This window comes from Alicycliphilus sp. T452 (assembly GCF_054512775.1).
The window spans coordinates 137,742-154,872 of record NZ_JBTNEH010000005.1; the positions used below are offsets into that span (position 1 = coordinate 137,742).

General features: G+C 70.6%; 12 protein-coding genes. 4 read left to right on the forward strand and 8 right to left on the reverse strand.

Annotation, left to right across the window (positions count from 1 at the left end):
* The 4 genes from ACX12L_RS06295 to hisA are packed head-to-tail and all read left to right on the forward strand — an operon-like array spanning nt 1 to nt 3,268.
* A complete protein-coding gene (locus ACX12L_RS06295) occupies nt 1-1,119 on the forward strand; it encodes a pyridoxal phosphate-dependent aminotransferase (protein ID WP_459261826.1) in 1,119 nt (372 codons plus the stop codon).
* The gene (hisB, locus tag ACX12L_RS06300) at nt 1,116-1,748 is read left to right on the forward strand and encodes an imidazoleglycerol-phosphate dehydratase HisB (RefSeq protein ID WP_013517771.1); all 633 of its coding nucleotides are present in this window, start codon (nt 1,116-1,118) and stop codon (nt 1,746-1,748) included. The genes ACX12L_RS06295 and hisB overlap by 4 nt, the downstream gene beginning before the upstream one ends.
* A 50-nt stretch (nt 1,749-1,798) precedes the next feature.
* Entirely contained in the window at nt 1,799-2,467 is a 669-nt protein-coding gene (hisH, locus tag ACX12L_RS06305) for an imidazole glycerol phosphate synthase subunit HisH (RefSeq protein WP_459261827.1), read from the forward strand.
* A 57-nt stretch (nt 2,468-2,524) separates the two neighbouring features.
* Nucleotides 2,525-3,268 (forward strand): 1-(5-phosphoribosyl)-5-[(5-phosphoribosylamino)methylideneamino]imidazole-4-carboxamide isomerase, encoded by a 744-nt coding sequence (hisA, locus tag ACX12L_RS06310; RefSeq protein WP_459261828.1) that lies wholly within the window; start codon nt 2,525-2,527, stop codon nt 3,266-3,268.
* A 6-nt stretch (nt 3,269-3,274) separates the two neighbouring features.
* On the opposite strand, the gene ACX12L_RS06315 is transcribed toward hisA, so the two are convergent.
* The 8 genes from ACX12L_RS06315 to ACX12L_RS06350 form a co-directional block, all read right to left on the reverse strand.
* Nucleotides 3,275-4,468, reverse strand: a complete 1,194-nt coding sequence (locus ACX12L_RS06315) for a spherulation-specific family 4 protein (protein WP_459261829.1) — start codon at nt 4,466-4,468, stop codon at nt 3,275-3,277.
* 67 nt (nt 4,469-4,535) lie between these two features.
* Complete coding sequence (pelG, locus tag ACX12L_RS06320; RefSeq protein WP_459261830.1) at nt 4,536-5,909, reverse strand: exopolysaccharide Pel transporter PelG; 1,374 nt, start codon at nt 5,907-5,909, stop codon at nt 4,536-4,538.
* A complete protein-coding gene (gene pelF / locus ACX12L_RS06325) occupies nt 5,909-7,441 on the reverse strand; it encodes a GT4 family glycosyltransferase PelF (RefSeq protein WP_459261831.1) in 1,533 nt (510 codons plus the stop codon). The genes pelG and pelF overlap by 1 nt, the downstream gene beginning before the upstream one ends.
* Nucleotides 7,438-8,436: a hypothetical protein gene (locus tag ACX12L_RS06330; protein ID WP_459261832.1), complete on the reverse strand. Its 999-nt coding sequence runs from the start codon at nt 8,434-8,436 to the stop codon at nt 7,438-7,440. Before ACX12L_RS06330 ends, pelF begins: the two co-directional genes overlap by 4 nt.
* Nucleotides 8,429-9,823: a PelD GGDEF domain-containing protein gene (locus ACX12L_RS06335; protein ID WP_459261833.1), complete on the reverse strand. Its 1,395-nt coding sequence runs from the start codon at nt 9,821-9,823 to the stop codon at nt 8,429-8,431. The genes ACX12L_RS06330 and ACX12L_RS06335 overlap by 8 nt, the downstream gene beginning before the upstream one ends.
* Nucleotides 9,824-9,830: 7 nt before the next feature.
* Complete coding sequence (locus tag ACX12L_RS06340) at nt 9,831-10,385, reverse strand: penicillin-binding protein activator LpoB (RefSeq protein WP_459261834.1); 555 nt, start codon at nt 10,383-10,385, stop codon at nt 9,831-9,833.
* 14 nt (nt 10,386-10,399) lie between these two features.
* A complete protein-coding gene (locus ACX12L_RS06345) occupies nt 10,400-14,248 on the reverse strand; it encodes a tetratricopeptide repeat protein (protein WP_459261835.1) in 3,849 nt (1,282 codons plus the stop codon).
* Nucleotides 14,208-17,036 (reverse strand): bifunctional glycoside hydrolase 114/ polysaccharide deacetylase family protein, encoded by a 2,829-nt coding sequence (locus ACX12L_RS06350; protein ID WP_459261836.1) that lies wholly within the window; start codon nt 17,034-17,036, stop codon nt 14,208-14,210. The genes ACX12L_RS06345 and ACX12L_RS06350 overlap by 41 nt, the downstream gene beginning before the upstream one ends.
* Nucleotides 17,037-17,131 lie beyond the last annotated feature (95 nt).

Genomic DNA, 17,131 nt, shown 5'->3' on the forward strand with positions numbered 1-17,131 from the left:
ATGACCGATGCCCCCCCCCAACCCCAAGCCCTGCAGCGCATCCGGGACGACGTGCGCGCCATGCACGCCTATGCCGTGCACGACGCCACCGGCTACCTGAAGATGGACGCGATGGAGAACCCCTTCGGCCTGCCGCCCGCGTTGCAGGCCGCGCTGGGCCAGCGCCTGGGGCAGCTCGCGCTCAACCGCTACCCGGGCGCGCGCCAGAACGACCTGAAGGCCGCGCTGGCCGCCCATGCGCTCGCGCCCGAGGGCAGCGCGCTCATCCTGGGCAACGGCTCGGACGAGCTCATCGGCCTGGTGCAGCTGGCCTGCGCGCGCCGCGACGCCGGCGGCCCGGCCAAGGTGCTGGCGCCCGCGCCGGGCTTCGTGATGTACGCCATGTGCGCGCAGCAGCACGGCCTGCAGTACGTGGGCGTGGATCTGGACGGCGAGTTCCAGCTGCGCGAGCAGGCCATGCTGGATGCGATCGCCGAGCACCGCCCGGCCCTGACTTTCCTGGCCTACCCCAACAACCCCACGGCCACGCTGTGGGACGAGGCTGTGGTGCAGCGCATCGCCGATGCCGCGGCCGCCGTGGGCGGCATCGTGGTCATGGACGAGGCCTACCAGCCCTTCGCCAGCCGCAGCTGGATCGACCGCATGCGCGCCGAGCCCGCGCGCAACGGCCACGTGCTGCTGATGCGCACGCTCAGCAAGTTCGGCCTGGCCGGCGTGCGCCTGGGCTACATGATCGGCCCGGCCGCGCTGGTGCACGAGATTGACAAGCTGCGCCCGCCCTACAACGTGAGCGTGCTCAATTGCGAGGCGGCGCTGTTCGCGCTGGAGCACGCCGGCGTGTTCGCGGCCCAGGCGGCCGAGCTGCGCGCCGCGCGCACCGACCTGCTGGCCGCGCTGCGCGCCATGCCGGGCGTCGAGAAGGTGTGGGACAGCCAGGCCAACATGGTGCTGGTGCGCGTGGCGGATTCCGCCAGGGCGTACGAGGGCATGAAGGCGCGCAAGGTCCTCGTCAAGAACGTTTCTACAATGCACCCATCGCTGGCCAACTGCCTGCGTCTGACGGTGGGCAGCCATGCCGACAACGCCCAGATGCTCGCGGCGCTCCAGGCATCCCTATGACTTCCTCCGCACTCGTCACTTCCTCCCCGGACCCCTGCGCCGACCGCACGGCCGAGGTCAGCCGCAACACCGCCGAGACGCGCATCAGCGTGCGCGTGAACCTCGACGGCACGGGCCAGGCCAGCCTGCACACGGGCATAGGCTTCTTCGACCACATGCTCGACCAGATCGCGCGCCACGGCCTGATCGACCTGGACGTGCGCTGCGACGGCGACCTGCACATCGACGGCCACCACACCGTGGAGGACGTGGGCATCACGCTGGGCCAGGCCTTCGCGCGCGCCGTGGGCGACAAGAAGGGCATACGCCGCTACGGCCATGCCTACGTGCCGCTCGACGAGGCGCTTTCGCGCGTGGTGGTCGACTTCTCGGGCCGCCCGGGCCTGCACCTGCATATCCCGTTCACGGCGGCCAGCATCGGCGGCTTCGACACCCAGCTCACCTACGAGTTCTTCCAGGGCTTCGTGAACCACGCGGGCGTGACGCTGCACATCGACAACCTCAAGGGCATCAACGCGCACCACCAGTGCGAGACGGTGTTCAAGGCCTTCGCGCGCGCGTTGCGCGCGGCGCTGGAACGCGACCCGCGCGCGGCGGGCGTGATCCCGTCCACCAAGGGGTCCTTGTAGATTTCAGGCAAAAAAGGCCTGTAACGCTTACCAGACAAGCGCAAGCAGCTATGAATAGTGAAGTAAAAACCGTCGTCGTCGTGGACTACGGCATGGGCAACCTGCGCTCCGTCTCGCAGGCCGTGCAGGCCGCGGCCGAGGGCAGCGGCTGGCGCGTGGCCGTCAGCGCCAGGCCCGAGCAGGTGCGCGCCGCCCAGCGCGTGGTGCTGCCGGGCCAGGGCGCCATGCCCGACTGCATGCGCGAGCTGCGCGAGTCCGGCCTGCTCGAACCCGTGCTGGAGGCCGCGGCCTCCAAGCCGCTGTTCGGCGTGTGCGTGGGCATGCAGATGCTGCTGGACCACAGCGCCGAGGGCGACACCCCCGGCCTGGGCCTGATCCCCGGCGAGGTGCTCAAGTTCGACTTGGCCGGCCGCACCCAGCCCGACGGCAGCCGCTACAAGGTGCCGCAGATGGGCTGGAACCGCGTGCGCCAGATGCGCCATGCCGGCGTGGCCCATGCCATGTGGGCCGGCGTGCCCGACGACAGCTACTTCTACTTCGTGCACAGCTTCTACGCGCGCCCGGCCGACCCGGCGCACGTGGCGGGCGAGGCCGACTACGGCGTGCCCTTTGCCGCGGCCATTGCACGCGATAATATTTTCGCCACGCAGTTCCACCCGGAGAAAAGCGCCGGGCATGGCTTGGCGCTGTACCGTAATTTCTTGCACTGGAACCCCTGATTTTTCAACCCGGCCGGGCCGAGCGTTTCCCGCTCGCCCAACTTCCTTCCCACCATCATGCTGCTCATCCCCGCCATCGACCTCAAGGACGGCCACTGCGTACGCCTCAAGCAAGGTGACATGGACCAATCGACCACCTTCGGCGAAGACCCCGCCGCCATGGCGCGCAAATGGGTCGATGCCGGCGCGCGCCGCCTGCACCTCGTGGACCTGAACGGCGCCTTCGCCGGCCAGCCCAAGAACAAGGCGGCCATAAAGGCCATCCTGGCCGAGGTGGGCTCGGACATCCCGGTGCAGCTCGGCGGTGGCATACGCGACCTGGACACCATCGAGCGCTACATCGACGCGGGCATCTCCTACGTCATCATCGGCACCGCCGCGGTGAAGAACCCGGGCTTCCTGAAGGACGCCTGCAGCGCCTTCGGCGGCCACATCATCGTGGGCCTCGATGCCAAGGACGGCAAGGTCGCCACCGATGGCTGGAGCAAGCTCACCGGCCACGAGGTGGTGGACCTGGCCAGGAAGTTCGAGGACTGGGGCGTGGAGTCCATCATCTACACCGACATCGGCCGCGACGGCATGCTCTCGGGCATCAACGTCGAGGCCACGGTGAAGCTCGCGCAGGCCCTCGCCATCCCCGTGATCGCCTCGGGCGGCCTGGCCGGCATGGCCGACATCGAGAAGCTGTGCGAGGTCGAGGGCGAGGGCGTGGAGGGCGTGATTTGCGGCCGCGCCATCTACTCGGGCGACCTGGACTTCGCCGCGGCCCAGGCGCGCGCCGACGAACTGGCCGGCGCGTAGGAAAGCTCAGCAGCCGGGCAGGGCGCGGCCTTTGTTGATGGCGTCCGCCGCGCCCAGCATCTGCTCCCAATACGTTGGAAGCGTGGCCCAGGGGTTGCCCGTGTTCGTGGGGTAGTCGTAGTGCCGGTCCGTGGCGTAGACCAGGCCGGTGTTGCGCTTCGGCGTGTTGGCGGACCGCAGCACCTCCTGCATGGCGCCGCAATCCACCGCGTCATGCACCAGCGCGGCCTGCGCGCCGTTGGCCCGGTCGTAGACCCACTTGTTCGCAGGCTGGGGGTTGATGCTGCGGTAATCGACGGCCTGGCCTTCGAAGCTCACCAGGGCATCGGCCACGCTGGTGGAATCGGCGACCGGGTAGGTGCCGGGGTTGCCTACCACGCGCAACCGGGAATCCAGGCCCTTGATGTACTGGTAGATCTCGCGGTAGAAGCCCAGCTGCTTGCCGGTCGCGTCCATCTCGTCGAGAAAGAAGCCATCGACCTGCGCGCCGTAGATCTTGCGGTAGTTGTCGATGTTGCGCCGGATGTCGGCGACCGGGCGCGCGCCCGTGCCATAGCGGGTGTAGACGTAGCCCAGCACCTTTCCGCCGCTTTGCCGGAAGGCGGCGATGGCGGCCGTGAACAGGGGGTCTTCCTTCGTGAAGATGCCGTTGCTCGGGTTCAGGATGGCCGTGATGGGCACTGCCGGATAGCTCTGCGCGCCGCTGGCCAGCTTTTCCCAATGCGAACCTGGACCGGGGCTGAAGTAGGCCGGAACCAGCAGCTCCAGCGGCTGGGGCTGCGGCCGGATATAGAGCGTGCGCGTGGCGCCGGCCTTGCCCGGCGTGGCCGCCGGAACGGCCTGCAACTGCAGCTCGCCGGCCTGCGCGGCGGTCAGGCTGGACACGGCCACCCCGCCGCGGGTCTGCGGCTGCACGGGCGTGAAGCTGGCGCCGGCCGGGCCGCTCAGGGTGATGGCCGTGCCGTCGGGTGCCGCCGCGCCGGCGACCGTGACGCTCATCTGCAGTGGCACGGGAGTGTTGGCGGTGTGCACGTTGTCGGCTTCGGCGGGGGCGGTGAAGGCCACCTCGGTGCTGGATGCGGCGGGCGAAGAGCCGGAGTCGCTTCCCTGGCCCGATCCGCCGCCGCAGCCGGTCAAGGCCGCGGCCAGGGTCAGCAGAGATGCGGCAAGGGGATGGGAGGGGCGTGAACGGAGATGCATGGGGTCTGGGAGGTACTTGCGGGACTGCGGCTGCGATTGTGCCCACGGCGCCGGTTCCCGAATCGCTCTATTGCAGCATGAAAGTCTGGTACTCCAGCCGATGCAGGCGCCGCGACAGCAGCAGCAGGCCCGCGGCCAGGGTCAGCAGGGTGGCCAGGGCGAAGCCGTAGCCATACAGGGCGGCGCCGAACGCCAGGGTCAGGCCCGTGAGCGCCACGTTGAGCAGCACGAACATGGCGCACAGCAGCAGCACGGTGCGCCGCTGGTCCAGGTAGAAGAACACGTTGAGCACGGCCATCAGGCCCACCTGCAGGCCGGCGCCGACCACCTGCACGTGCAGCAGCGGCAGGTACAGGCGCGAGATGCCCAGAGTGTCGAGCAGCCAGGGGCCGGCCACGAAGGTCACGAGCACGGCCAGGGTCTGGATCTTGGCGATCTCGCCCAGGCCCTGCTGGATGGCGTAGACCATCTCGTCGCGCATGGCCTCTATGTATTCGAGCGAGCCGCCGCCGCGCACCGCGTCGTAGAACTTGTCGTAGTACTCGACGAAGTCGGTCTCTATGCGCACCAGGAACACCGCCATGCCGGGGATGATGGACAGGTAGGACAGGAACACCGGCAGGTCGTAGATGAGCGAGGCGCGCAGGTGGCCGATGATGGGCTGCGAGGTGGGCGGGAAGAACCAGAACATGAACTTGTCCGCCCAGATGCCCAGGTTGTAGAGGAGGCCCACCGCCACCAGCGACGGGTAGAGCTTGTCGGGCTGCAGGAAGTCGAAGGAGATCAGCCGCCGCGCGGGATGGAACTCCTTGACCACCAGCAGCCACATGCCCGCCAGCAGCACGAAGTGGCCGAGCACGAAGGCGCCCAGCAGCCCCTCCAGGCCCCAGGGGCGCAGCAGCAGGGCGCTGGCCACGATCAGCCCGTAGGCCAGGCCGAACAGGCCGACGATGGCCTTGTAGCGCTTCATGCCCGACAGCAGCACCGTGAGCACCCACACGCCGCTCATCAGCATGAAGCCCGCCAGCATGAGCATCCGGTAGGCCAGGCCCAGGCCCGGCAGCACGATGAACAGCGCCAGCGTGGCCAGAGCCCCCGCCCCCAGCAGCACGATCACCATCAGGCCGTGCAGGTTGGGCATGACCAGGTGCTTGTGCTTCTCGAACAGGCGGTCGGAGATGAAGCGGGTGAACGCGAGCTGCACCAGGCTGGTGTAGATCAGGCTGCTGGCCACCAGGTAGGTGACCGAGGTCTGGAACTGCGTCACCAGAGTGGCCGGCACGACCACGCTGGCGCTGAAGATGCCGACGAGCAGGATGCCGACGATGGACAGCACCCAGGGCCCCGAGCCGATCACGCCCGCGTAGGCGTAGGCCTGCACCAGGCTCAGCAGGGTGTTCTTGCGCAGCATGTGGCGCAGTTCGAATCCAATGCCGGCCATCAGGCTGCTCCCGGGGTGCGTGCCAGGGCGCGTTCGTAGACCTGGCGGTAGCGGTCGAACATCAGGGTGTCGGTGTAGTAGCGCTCCACGCGGGCGATGGCCGCGCGGCTGGCGGCCTGCCAGGCGGCGGTGTCGCCCAGCAGCTGCAGGGCGGCGTCGGCCAGCTGCTGCGGCTCGGCGATCGGCACCACCGCGCCCGAAGGCCCGAGCGCGCGGTCTTCCTCGTCGAGCCCTTCGACGAGCTGGCGGCACGAGCCCACGTCGGTGGAGACGGCGGGCACGCCGGCCGCATAGCCTTCGAGCAGCACCAGGGGCAGTGCCTCGCTGATGGAGGACAGCACCACCAGGCCGATGCGCGGCATCAGGTCCTCCACGCGCTGCATGCCGAGGAAGCGCACATGCTCCTGCAGGCCCAGGCTGCGCACCAGGTTGCTGCATTCCTCGGCATAGGCCGGGTCTTCCTCGGCGGGGCCGGCGATCCAGCCCTGGGCGTCGGGGCGCTGGTTGACCACGCGGCGCATGGCGCGGATGAAGGTCTTGATGTCCTTGATGGGCACCACGCGCCCTATCAGGCACAGCACCGGCGGCGGCTCGGGCGGCCGCTGCGCGCGCAGCGGGGCGAAGCGTTCGAGCTTTATGCCGTTGGGGATGTTGGCGGTGCGCTCGGGCGCGGCGCCGTCCTGCACCTGGCGCAGCCGGTTGGCTTCGTACAGGGCCAGGATGGGGTCGGCATGCGCGTAGCAATAGCGCCCCAGCCACTCGAAGAAGTGGATCCACATCTGGCGGAAGTACGACAGCTCGGTCGGGTCGCGCTGGAAGATGTTGCGGTTGTCGCGTATCCACTCGCTCTTGAACAGGTCGATCTTGCGTTCCTTGGTGTAGATGCCGTGCTCCGACAGGATGAGCGGCACCCCGCGCGTCTGCGCCAGCAGCGCGCCCACGAAGCCCGCGTAGCCGGTGGAGGCGCAGTGCACCGCGCGCACGGGAATCAGCTGCCGCGCCACGCGCGCCAGCAGCCACAGCGGCTGCAGCATGAGGCGCACGGTCCAGAAGAAATCGACGAACGAGGGGTCGGCGCAATGCGCGCGGTAGATGCCGCAGATGATGTCCCAGGAGCGCTTGCCGTAGAGGAAATCCCCGAGCTGCACGGACCCGCCGGGCAGCATCTGCTGCGCCACTTCGCGGAATGCCTCCATGGCCCGGGGATCCGCCGGGCCCTGGCCGAAGGCGTCCAGCAGGCGCTGCACCAGCGCCTGGCCCTGCGCGTCGCCCCTGCGCGCGGCCGGCTGCGGGTGCCAGTGGGCCTGCTCGTGCAGGAAATGCTCCTCGGAATGCACCACGTTGTCGGGCAGCGGGTACTTGAAGCCGCCGTAGTCCTCGCGCCGGCTGCCCAGGAAGACGATGGCGAAGCGGTACTCGGGGTAGGCGCGGATGATCTGGTTGATCCAGCTCGATACCCCGCCGCTCACGTAGGGGAACGTGCCCTCCAGCATCAGGGCGATGTCGGCCGACTGTGCCTTGGGGAGGTTCATGGCTGGTTCCAGTAGTCGATCACGGGGCGCAGGCGCGGCAGCGCCCCCCATTGCCTGAGCTCGCGCATCAGCGCCTGCGCCTGCGCGTGGTCGCGCCGCTCGAAGGCCAGCTGCGCCAGGTAGGGCAGCACCCGGGTCGCGGGCAGGCCCAGGGCGCGGGCCTGGTCGTAGGCATGCTCCGCTTCCCGGGGGCGGCCCAGCGCATGCAGCAGGCGCCCGCGGCGCAGGTGCATGGCGGCGTTGCCTTCCTGCCGCTGCAGCACCTGCTGGCAGTAGCGCAGGGACTCTTCGATGGCGTGCGCGCGCAGGTCGCCCTGCACCAGCGCCTGGTACACCAGCTCCCAGTACAGGTCGGACAGGCGATGCGCGCTTTGCAGCTGCTGGCTGCTGTCCGGGAGCGCCGCCTGCAGGGCGTCGAGTTCGCTGTCGATGGCGCGGTTGATGCGTTTCTCCAGGTTGTCGAGCATGCCGTAGGCCAGCAGGCGCAGGTCTTCGCTCGCATCGCCGAGCACGCTGCGCAGGAGCGGCGAGGCCGTGCGCCCCGAGGCGTATTGCAGCGCGGCCATGGCGCGCATGCGCGCCTGTACCGGCACCTGGGCGTTGGTCAGGAACGAGTGCAGGCCGGCGTGGCGGAACTGGCTCTGCCGGCGCTGGTGCTGGTCGAATTCGGGCAGCTGCACCGCATCGAAGTCTTCCGGGAGCGACCTGCGGCGGTACAGGCGCAGGATGACGAAGGCCGCCATCACGCCCAGGAACCCCGCCACGGGCACGGCGTAGCTGCAGGCCGTCATGAGCAGCAGGGTCGCCCAGCGCGGCTTGGACAGGCGCGGCGGCAGCAGTGGCAGCAGCGACAGCGACAGCAGCACGCTGGCTGCGGCGTGCAGCAGCAGATAGCTGACCAGGGCCGCGTCCGAGCGCTCGGCCAGCAGCCATGCGCCGCTCCAGGCGCTGATCTCCAGCCCCAGTGCCGACAGGCCTAGCTTGAGGTTAAGCATGGGCGATGGCGTGCAGGCGCTCGACGGTGCGCACGGGCTGCGCGCTGTCGGGCTGCACCACGTGCGGGAAGATGCCGGCCTGGGCCAGCGATTGCTGGCTCCTGTGCTGCATCCAGCCTTCCAGGCGGTGGATGTAGCCCTCGGCCGTGGTGGCGTTGCCCAGCGGCATGAGCACGGCCAGCACCTGGCGTCCGGGCGCCTCGATCCGCCAGGCCTCGTCGAGCTCCCGCTTGAGGCGTTCGATCTGCGGGGGCAGGTCCTGCTCCAGCGCGCGCTGCTGGAATTCCAGGGCCACGACGATGCTGGGCACCTGGGTGCTTCTGTGGATATGGGCCAGGCGCTGGAGCTCGAAGGCGAAGAGCGGCGGGCAGTCGGGGAACCGCTGCACGATGGGCCGGGCCAGCTGGCCCATGGACAGGCCGTCGGTGTAGTAGCCCAGCAGCAGCTGCATGGTCTGCAGGCTTTCCTCCTGCAGGGCGAAAAAGGGCATGTCCCGCACCACCAGCAGGCCGTACATCTCGCCCGCCAGGTCGAGCAGCGGCGCCGCGACCAGGTAGCGCGTGTCCTGCTGCGCCGTCACGGCCTGGCTCACGTGGCACAGCTGGCCCGTCTGCAGGGCCTGGCGCACCAGCGGGTCGTCGGCGTGCAGGCCGTCATAGGCGCCTATGCTGGCGCTGGGTTGGGTAGCGATGTGCCCGTCGGACACGGCGTGCATGGCCGCGCACTCCAGCTGGCAGTACTGGGACAGCAGCCGCAGCAGCGCCTGCGGGGCGAGGGCGTCGCCGCCGTCCTCGCTCCCGGCGTGGCGCAGCGCCGCGAGCGCGTCGCGCATGGACATGGGGCGGGCGATGAGCTCCTGCTCCAGGCGGTCGTGCGACAGGCGCAGCAGGTAATGCTGGCGCACCAGGTGCTCCAGGCGCTGGTCCAGGTACAGCTGCAGGGTCTCGGCGCGGCGCGTGCGCGCCTGCCAGAGGCTGGAGAACTCGCCCACCAGCATCACCAGGATCAGGCCCCCCAGGAAGTACAGCTGGGGGAAGTCGCCCCAGCGCCCTATGTTGAGCCCCAGCCAGCAGGCCAGCAGCACGCTGGCGCCGCCCAGGCCCGCCATGGGGCCGTAGCGCAGTGCCAGCACCACGGGCGCCAGCCAGGGCCATGGGAACGCGGCCTGGGTCTGCAGCGGGTCCTGCGGCGCCCAGGCCAGGCCCAGGGCGGCGGCCAGCAGGGGCAGCAGCAGGGTTTCGCCCACCGCCATGAGGGGATGGGTGGCCGTGGTGGCCAGCCTGCCCAGCAGGTGCCTGGGCAGGCCCGTGCCTGGGAGCGCCCGTGGACGGGCGTTCTCGCCGGCCGTCTGGCGGCGTGCGCCGGGGCTGTCGGGGGGCGTTGGCATGTGGTGTTCAGCGGCTGCCGGCCAGGCCGGATTGCAACAGCTTGCGGATCAGCTTCTGCGCCACCGCCGACAGCGCCTCGCGGCTCCAGCCGCTCTGGCCGCCCGAGCCGCTCCACAGGGTGTCGCCCGTGGCCACGTCCAGGATCTGCAGGGTGACGCCTGCGGCGGGCTCGCCGTCCACGCCCACCTTGTAGCGCCATTCCTCCACGCTGCCCGCGAGGGCATAGCGGACCTTCTGCTCGCGCGCCCAGGCCAGCGCGTCATCCGAGCGCTGTGCGTCGCCGGCGCCGAACAGCGCCTCCTGCTGCGTGGCGGCGGGAGTGCGGCGCACCTGGCCCACGCCCTGCGCGCTCAGCAGCGCCTGTGCAATGGCCTCGGCGCGCTGGCCCGCCAGCGGGGTCTCGGTGTGGTTGGCGAAGGGCAGCACCACCCAGCTCGCCTGGCGGTCCAGCCGTGGCGGATGGCCCTGGTCCAGGGTGGAGCAGGCGCCGAGCAGGGCGATCGCGCCCGTGGCCAGCAGCAGTCCCAGCTGGCGTGCAAGAGAGGGGCGACGGTGGAGCATGAAGGGTTCTCCTCTTAAAAATAAAGCCGGTACGACAGTTCCAGCACGCGCGTGAGCCCCAGGGACTGCACGCCTGACTTGCCCAGGCCGAAGCTCAGGCGCAAATGGTCCGGGCCCAGCACGTTGCCGGCCAGCCCCAGGCGCAGGTCGTAGCCCGCGCCCAGCTGGCTGTGGCGTGTGAGGCTCACGCTCGCGAAGGGCCGCAGCGCGCGTGTGTAGTCCTGCTCGAAGCGCATGTTGGTGGACAGCCGCACGCCGTAGAACTGGAAGCTCTCGGGCAGGAAGTAGTCCAGGCCCAGGCTCGTGAGGCCCGCGGGCGCGAAGCGCTGCAGGAAGTCCTGGCCCTGCTGGCCCAGGAAGAAGGGGTGGCGGCGCTCGAAGCGGTGGGTGGACCAGAAGGCGCCCCATTCCCACGTGGGCGCGTCCTGGCGGTAGGCGTGCGAATATTCGATCGCGGTGTGGCGCCCGCGGCCCACTTCGGCGCCCGTCTGCAGGCGGTATTGCTCGCTCCACTGCGACAGCAGCAGGCTGTCCTGGCGCGTGGCCTGGTAGCGCAGGTGGGCGGCCACGCGCGTCTTCATGCCGCCCAGGCGCAGCGCCAGGCTTTCCTCGCTGGGCAGGTGCCAGCCCAGTTCGCCGCGCAGGGACAGGCGGTTGTCCAGGCGCTGCTCGTGCTCGATGGACAGGGGCGTGGTGTCCGCGTACCCCCGGCGGCTGGCCGCGCGCAGCCGGGTCTCGCCGTCGGCATGGCCCCAGCGCAGCAGCGCGCCCGCGATGTCCTCGTCGGGTGCGCCGCGCAGCTGGTCGGGCGCCGTGATGCGGCGGCGGATGCGGTTCGCGTCCAGCTCCAGCGACAGGCGCGGGCTGATGGCCAGGTGCAGCCGGGCCTCGGCCTGGTCTTCGTCGATGGCGCCCAGGTCGCTGCGCCGCCAGAGCATGCCGGCGTGGTCGCTGAAGGCCAGCAGGTTGTCCGCGAGCTGCAGGTGCAGCGGGTCGTCGTCGGGCTGGCTCTCCTGCGTCTCGAAGGCGGCGCTCTGCGCCAGGCGGATGTCGCCCGCGGCGGCGGCGGCATTGACGCGGTCGTAGCGCGGCAGGCGCTCGTCGAATTCCTGCAGCAGCTGGCCCGCGGCGGCCTTGTCGTCCTCGGCCAGGGCCACGGTGATCTCGGCCCACAGCGGGCGGTTGGTGCGCAGGCTGCGGCTGCGCGCGTACTGGTGCCACAGGAAGCCGCGTTCGGCCGTGTATTCGCCGGCGTCCTGCAGCCAGCCCATGGCGGTTTCGGCCGCGGCGTTGGAGTAGCCGCCCTGGGCATCGCGGTCCAGGCGCAGCAGCTCGCGCAATACCTCCCGGGCCGGGTCGCCGGGCCCTTGCAGCAGGATCAGGCGCGCGCGGGCCACGCGCTGCGTGGCATCCAGCCCTTCCTCGGTGAGCCAGCGCTGGCGCGCCTGCGCGGGTGTGAGGCGCCGGCCGTCCTGCCCCTGGCGCGAGGCCTGCCATTGCTGCGACAGCAGGTGGCGGCGCAGGCGCCAGGCGCGGTCCGCCTCCTGGTTCTGCTCCAGGGCATCGGCGTAGTTCATGAGCCAGAGGAAGTCGCCTTCGCGTTCGGCCACGTGGGGGCCGAGATAGCGGTTCAGCGCCACCTGGGGCAGCGACAAGGCCTGGTAGGCGGCCGCCAGCGCTTCGTGCAGCTCCTCGTCCGCGCTCCAGGCCTGTTCGTGCGCGGCCAGCAGCCGGCGGATGGAGGCCGCGTCGTTGCTGTCGATGAGCAGCCACAGCAGCGCCTGGCGCATGTCGGAGGACGCCGGGTCGATGGCCAGCCCCTCCTCGTAGTACTGCCGCGCCTGTGCGAACCGTCCGGCGTTGTGGTGGTAGCCGCCCACCAGGCGCAGAAATGGCCCCGAGCGGCGCAGCCGGGCCAGGGAGCGGCGCTCGGCATCGGGGGCGGGGTCGAGCAGTTCCAGGGCGCGCGCGAATTCGCTCCACTGGTTGCGGCTGGAATACAGGGTCAGGGCCTCGATCAGGTGGCGTGGCTCATCGTGCTGCTGCCAGGCCAGCAGCGCCACCCTGGCGGCCTCCAGGGGCTGGTCCTGCTGCAGCAGGTTGATGAGTGCGTCGTAGTCCGCGACATCGGCATGGCGCGAGTCCACCAGCTTGCGGTAGGCGGCAATGGCGAGCTGGTCGCGCGCCCGGCTCCTGGCCAGGTCGCCCGTGAAGCGCCACAGCTCGGCGGCCGCTTCGGCGGACGCAGGGGGGCGGTCCTGCACGGCCTGCAGCCATTGCAGGCCCAGTTCGGGCTGGCGGTGCTGCAGGGCCAGCACGGCGGCATGCATGGCGCGCTCGGGGGTGATCTGCGCCGGGTCGGTCAGCAGTTGCCGCCAGGTCTGCAGGGCCAGATCGGGCTGGCCCGCGCGTTCGGCCAGCTGCGCCAGCAGTTCCAGGGCCTCGGGGCCCTGCGCATGCTGGCGCAGGTAGTCGATGGCGGGCTGGGGTTCGCCCAGGCGTTCCTGCGCGTCGACCAGGGCGCGTATCAGGCGCGGGTCGCCGGGGCGGCTGCGCAGCTGGTGGCGCAGCGCCTGCACCAGCGCGGCATCGTCGAACTGGCCCGGCGCCAGCCGCAGCACGGCCTGCCAGGCGGCGTCCTGGTTCGTCTGGCGCGCCAGGACGAGCCAGTTCTCCAGCGCGATGCCGGGGCGCTGCGTCCACTCCGACACCTGTGCCAGGCGCTCGCGCCAGCGCATGTCGGCGGGGCTCTGGCGCACCGCGGCGTTGGCGATGGCCCAGGCGTCCTCGAGCTTGCGGTTTTCCAGGAACACCTCGTAGCCCAGGGTGTAGGTCTTGTCGTCGAAGGGCAGGGCGGGCGAAGGCGGGGCGGGCGTCCTGTCCGCCACCTGCAGCGCGAGGCGCAGGGCCGGGTGCACGAGCAGGCCGGCGCCATCGTCGAACACCGGCCCTGCCGGCGCGGCGCTGGCCCATCGGGTGGCCTGTTGCTCGAGCGCCATGCGCAGCAGGCGGCGCACGTAGTGCTCGGCCACGTCGGGGCGGCCCGCGGCGCGTGCCAGCTGCGTGAGCATGAACAGGGTTTGCGGGTCGTCGGCCAGGGGGCCCAGCTCGCGCTCGGCCAGATCCAGCGCGTCCGCTGTCCGGTTGCCCGAGCGCAGCGCGGCAATAGCCGCGCCGTAGTACGCCCTGGCCTGGTCCGGGTCGGGGGTGCTGCCGCGCGCGGACAGGTAGAGCCGCGCGCAGCCCTCGTAGTCGCCGCGCGCCAGCGCCTCCCTGGCGGCGCGCTCGTAATACAGGGCGGCCTCGCGCGGGTCCTGCGGGGCTTCCCGGCGGTTGAGTGCCTGGGCGACCTCCTGCTCGCCGAACTGGCTTGCCAGGGCCGCCAGCCGCTCTTGCCGCTCCGGGGGCCAGCTTTCCTGCGCCAGCTGGCGTATGTGCTGCCGCAGCCCATGGAGCAACGCGAGCCGCCTGTCGGGCTCGCGGTCCGGGACATGCCGGTACTCGGAGTGGAGCAGGTCCCATTGCGCCCACAGCGCTTCCTTGCGCAATGCGGGGTCGGCGGAGTCCAGGGCGGGCTGCAGCGTCGTGCGCGCGCTGGCGGTGTCGCCATGGGCGATCTGGCGCTGCGCGAGCAGCAGGCGCAGGCGCGGGTTGTCGGGGTCGCTGCGCAGCAGGTTGTTCAGGTAGGCGGTGGACAGCTCGGTCTCGCCGCTCGTCGCCAGGCGCTGCTCCAGGTCCTGGCGCGGGTACAGCAGCCACAGCGCGCCGCACGCCATGGCGGCGAGCAGCGCGACGAGCCAGTTGGGCGCGAGGATGGGCCGCTCAACGCTCTGGGCAGAGGATCTGGATCTGGGCGGCGGCATCGGGCAGCTTGAACTGTTGCACTGCGGTGCGGTCCTGTGCGGCAGGGCGCAGGGCGGTGAGGGTGCGCTGGCCGGCGCGCACCTGGCAGGCCTGGGTGTTGGCCAGGGCGAACTCCAGCGGCACATGGCCCTGAAGCGTGAATTGCACGCGCCGGCCATCGCCCTCGGCCTGCCAGTCGACCAGGCGGGCGTTGGCGTCGTGCAGGTAGGGGGTGGCGGCCTCGCGGCCGTCCGTCTGCAGGAAGGCGGCCGGTCCGCTCAGGTGCACGTACAGGCCTTCGCCGTCCCGGCGCCAGCCCGCCACGGCCTGGCTGGCGCCTGGCTGGGGCAGCCCCAGCGCCGGGGGCAGCCGCACGGTGCGCAGGGCGCCGTTGCTGCTGCGCAGGCGCCAGCCATCGCCGTCGCGGGCCATGGCGTAGTCGTAGAAGTCCTGCACCTTGGTGGCGAACTCGGAGGCGTGCACGGGGTGCAGGGGCTGCGCGAGGGCCCAGTCGTAGACCTTCTTCAGCGCCTTGAGCGCGGCGGGCTTGCTGGCCGAGTAGGTGTGGTAGTAGATGCCCACGGGCTTGATGCGCCGGGGGCTGCCCGTCATCTCGAAGGTCTCTATGGCGCGCTCGAAACCGTAGTACGGCCCCGTCCACAGGTTGGTGTAGATGTTCTCGTTGGTGATGGGGGCGTAGACCTGCAGGAACCCGCCCTTGCGGATGCCCAGCGCCCCCACGGCCGTGAGCGAGGGGTTGGCGCGGCTGATGGAGGTGTCGCCGCCGTTGATGTTCAGCAGCCCGGCGCGGCGGGTGATCTCCAGCGCACGGGCGCTGGGCGCCGTGTCGCCCGTCCATTGCAGGACCTTGACGGGCTTGCCGCTGGGCGCCAGGCGTTCGTTGATGTAGCGGCTCGAGCCCACGATCTCGCGCTCCAGGTCCATGGTGTAGCCGGGAACCACCAGGGACTGCGCCGCCTCCGGGTTTTCCGTGAAGATGCCGTGCTGCACGCTCGCGTCCCACAGGAAGGGGTGGCTATAGGTATGGCTGCCGACCTCGATGTGGGGCAGGCGGAACATCGTGCGCGCCACTTCCTCCATGCGCGGGCTCAGGCCGGGGTACAGGCCGTCGGGGGCCACCTCGGCCTCGATGACGGACATGGTCTGGGGGATGCGGTACTTCTCGAATATCTCCTTGAGCAGCACCTGCGCGGCCAGCGGGCTGCCGGGGAACTCCGCCAGCGAGGGGAAGCCGTCGCCGTCCACATGGGCCAGCAACAGGCGGCGGCCGTTCTCCGTGGTCGTGTCGGGCACCGGAATGGCGGGCAGGCGCAGGGCCTGCTGCAGGAAGGCGAAGGGATCGACCAGCCAGCGCGCGTCCTCCGTTCCGGGGATCTCGAACAGCACGTTGGGGTCGAGGATGAAGCCGCCCCAGGGGGTGATGGCGCCGCCCACGAAGGTGCGGCCGCGGCCGTCGCGCAGTTCCACCAGGGGCCGGGCCTGGCGCGCCATGTCGGGCGCCAGCTGCACCAGCTCGGTTTGCCGGGAGGGCAGGGGGAGCGGGTTCTCCAGCCCCATCATGGGGGCGAGCTGCACCTGGCGCAATGCGCCCTGGGGCTCGGCCCGGTCAAGCGCCAGCCCCAGGCTGCGCGTGAGGGCGCGGTCGGGCGCCATGCCCCAGTCGCCCACCACCGCCAGCGGCATGCCTTCGTGGATGCGCGCCTGCAGCCATTGGCTCAGGCCGGCGCGTTTCGCCGCAGGCACGTAGCCGGAGAACCAGCTCACCACGCCGGCATAGCGGTCGCGCGCCACCAGGCCGGGCAGGCTGTCGCGCACGTCCACGTAGTCCGTCACGTAGCCCATGTGGTTGAGCGGCATCTGCAGGAAGCGGTGGGCGTTGGCGTAGTTGAGCGCGGGCGATTCGCCGCCGTTGTAGAGCACCAGCACGCGCCGCGGCACCGGCTCGATGCTGCCCATGCCGATGGTCGCCAGCTGCGCGTCGGTGACCCAGGGGATGAAGCCGTCCTGCAGGATCCTCCGGGCGGTGGCGCGCGTGAGCGCCCGGTCGTGCGGCGAGACGTAGTCGATCACCAGCACGGGCAGGCCGTCGCGTTGCCGGACGGTGCGCAACTGGTCCATGAGCCATTGCCGGTCCTGTTCGGGCACTTCCTCGTAGCGCCGGGTCTTGGCATTCCAGCGCTGGTAGAGCGATTCGGCGGCCACCATCTCGACCATGCCCCGCACCCGCGGCAGGATGTCAAAACCCCGGTTGAGGATGAGCCGGATGCCGGGGAAGCGCTGGTGCAGCGTCTCGATCACCCGCACAAGCCCCTGCTGCTGGGCCTGCTCGTCGAACGTGCCCGCCAGGCGGTAGGAGTCCAGCGTGTCGAGGAAGAACCCCCGAAAGCCCCGCTCCCACAGGGGGGCGACGACGCGGCTGGCGAAGAAATCGGGCCATGCCGCCACGCTCTGGTCGATGACCTCCGACTGCCAGTCCTGGTTGCGCGCCAGCTTCCAGTCCGCCGGGATGTCCGCGTGGTAGCCGCGCGAGGGCTGCACCTCGGTCACCGAGACATAGGCGTACACCTTGGTGGCGGGCTCCAGCGCGCCGGCCTGGTGCGCTGCGTGGTCGGGGTCCACCACCACCAGGTCGAAGGCGCGGAACTCGCCCAGGGGGATTTCATGGCCGTAGTACAGCGCCACCGCGGGCGTGGCGGCCTGGGCGCTCCAGGCCAGCGGCAGCAAGGCCAGCCCCCATGCCAGGCGCGTGCACAACTGCAATAGCTGCAAAAGGAAGCGGAAGGCCATGGGACCGGAAGGGGCTGCCAATAGGATTTTGGAGGGCTTGCGCACCTAAGCTTTGGATTGTATGGGGCGCAGAATCGTATCGATTGATTTCCCAA

Excerpts from the sequence above, each read along its gene's own strand:
- ACX12L_RS06295 (WP_459261826.1), top strand. The coding sequence starts at position 1 with ATGACCGATGCCCCCCCCCAACCCCAAGCCCTGCAGCGCATCCGGGAC.
- hisB (WP_013517771.1), top strand. The coding sequence starts at position 1,116 with ATGACTTCCTCCGCACTCGTCACTTCCTCCCCGGACCCCTGCGCCGAC.
- hisH (WP_459261827.1), top strand. The coding sequence starts at position 1,799 with ATGAATAGTGAAGTAAAAACCGTCGTCGTCGTGGACTACGGCATGGGC.
- hisA (WP_459261828.1), top strand. The coding sequence starts at position 2,525 with ATGCTGCTCATCCCCGCCATCGACCTCAAGGACGGCCACTGCGTACGC.
- ACX12L_RS06315 (WP_459261829.1), bottom strand. The coding sequence starts at position 4,468 with ATGCATCTCCGTTCACGCCCCTCCCATCCCCTTGCCGCATCTCTGCTG.
- pelG (WP_459261830.1), bottom strand. The coding sequence starts at position 5,909 with ATGGCCGGCATTGGATTCGAACTGCGCCACATGCTGCGCAAGAACACC.
- pelF (WP_459261831.1), bottom strand. The coding sequence starts at position 7,441 with ATGAACCTCCCCAAGGCACAGTCGGCCGACATCGCCCTGATGCTGGAG.
- ACX12L_RS06330 (WP_459261832.1), bottom strand. The coding sequence starts at position 8,436 with ATGCTTAACCTCAAGCTAGGCCTGTCGGCACTGGGGCTGGAGATCAGC.
- ACX12L_RS06335 (WP_459261833.1), bottom strand. The coding sequence starts at position 9,823 with ATGCCAACGCCCCCCGACAGCCCCGGCGCACGCCGCCAGACGGCCGGC.
- ACX12L_RS06340 (WP_459261834.1), bottom strand. The coding sequence starts at position 10,385 with ATGCTCCACCGTCGCCCCTCTCTTGCACGCCAGCTGGGACTGCTGCTG.
- ACX12L_RS06345 (WP_459261835.1), bottom strand. The coding sequence starts at position 14,248 with ATGCCGCCGCCCAGATCCAGATCCTCTGCCCAGAGCGTTGAGCGGCCC.
- ACX12L_RS06350 (WP_459261836.1), bottom strand. The coding sequence starts at position 17,036 with ATGGCCTTCCGCTTCCTTTTGCAGCTATTGCAGTTGTGCACGCGCCTG.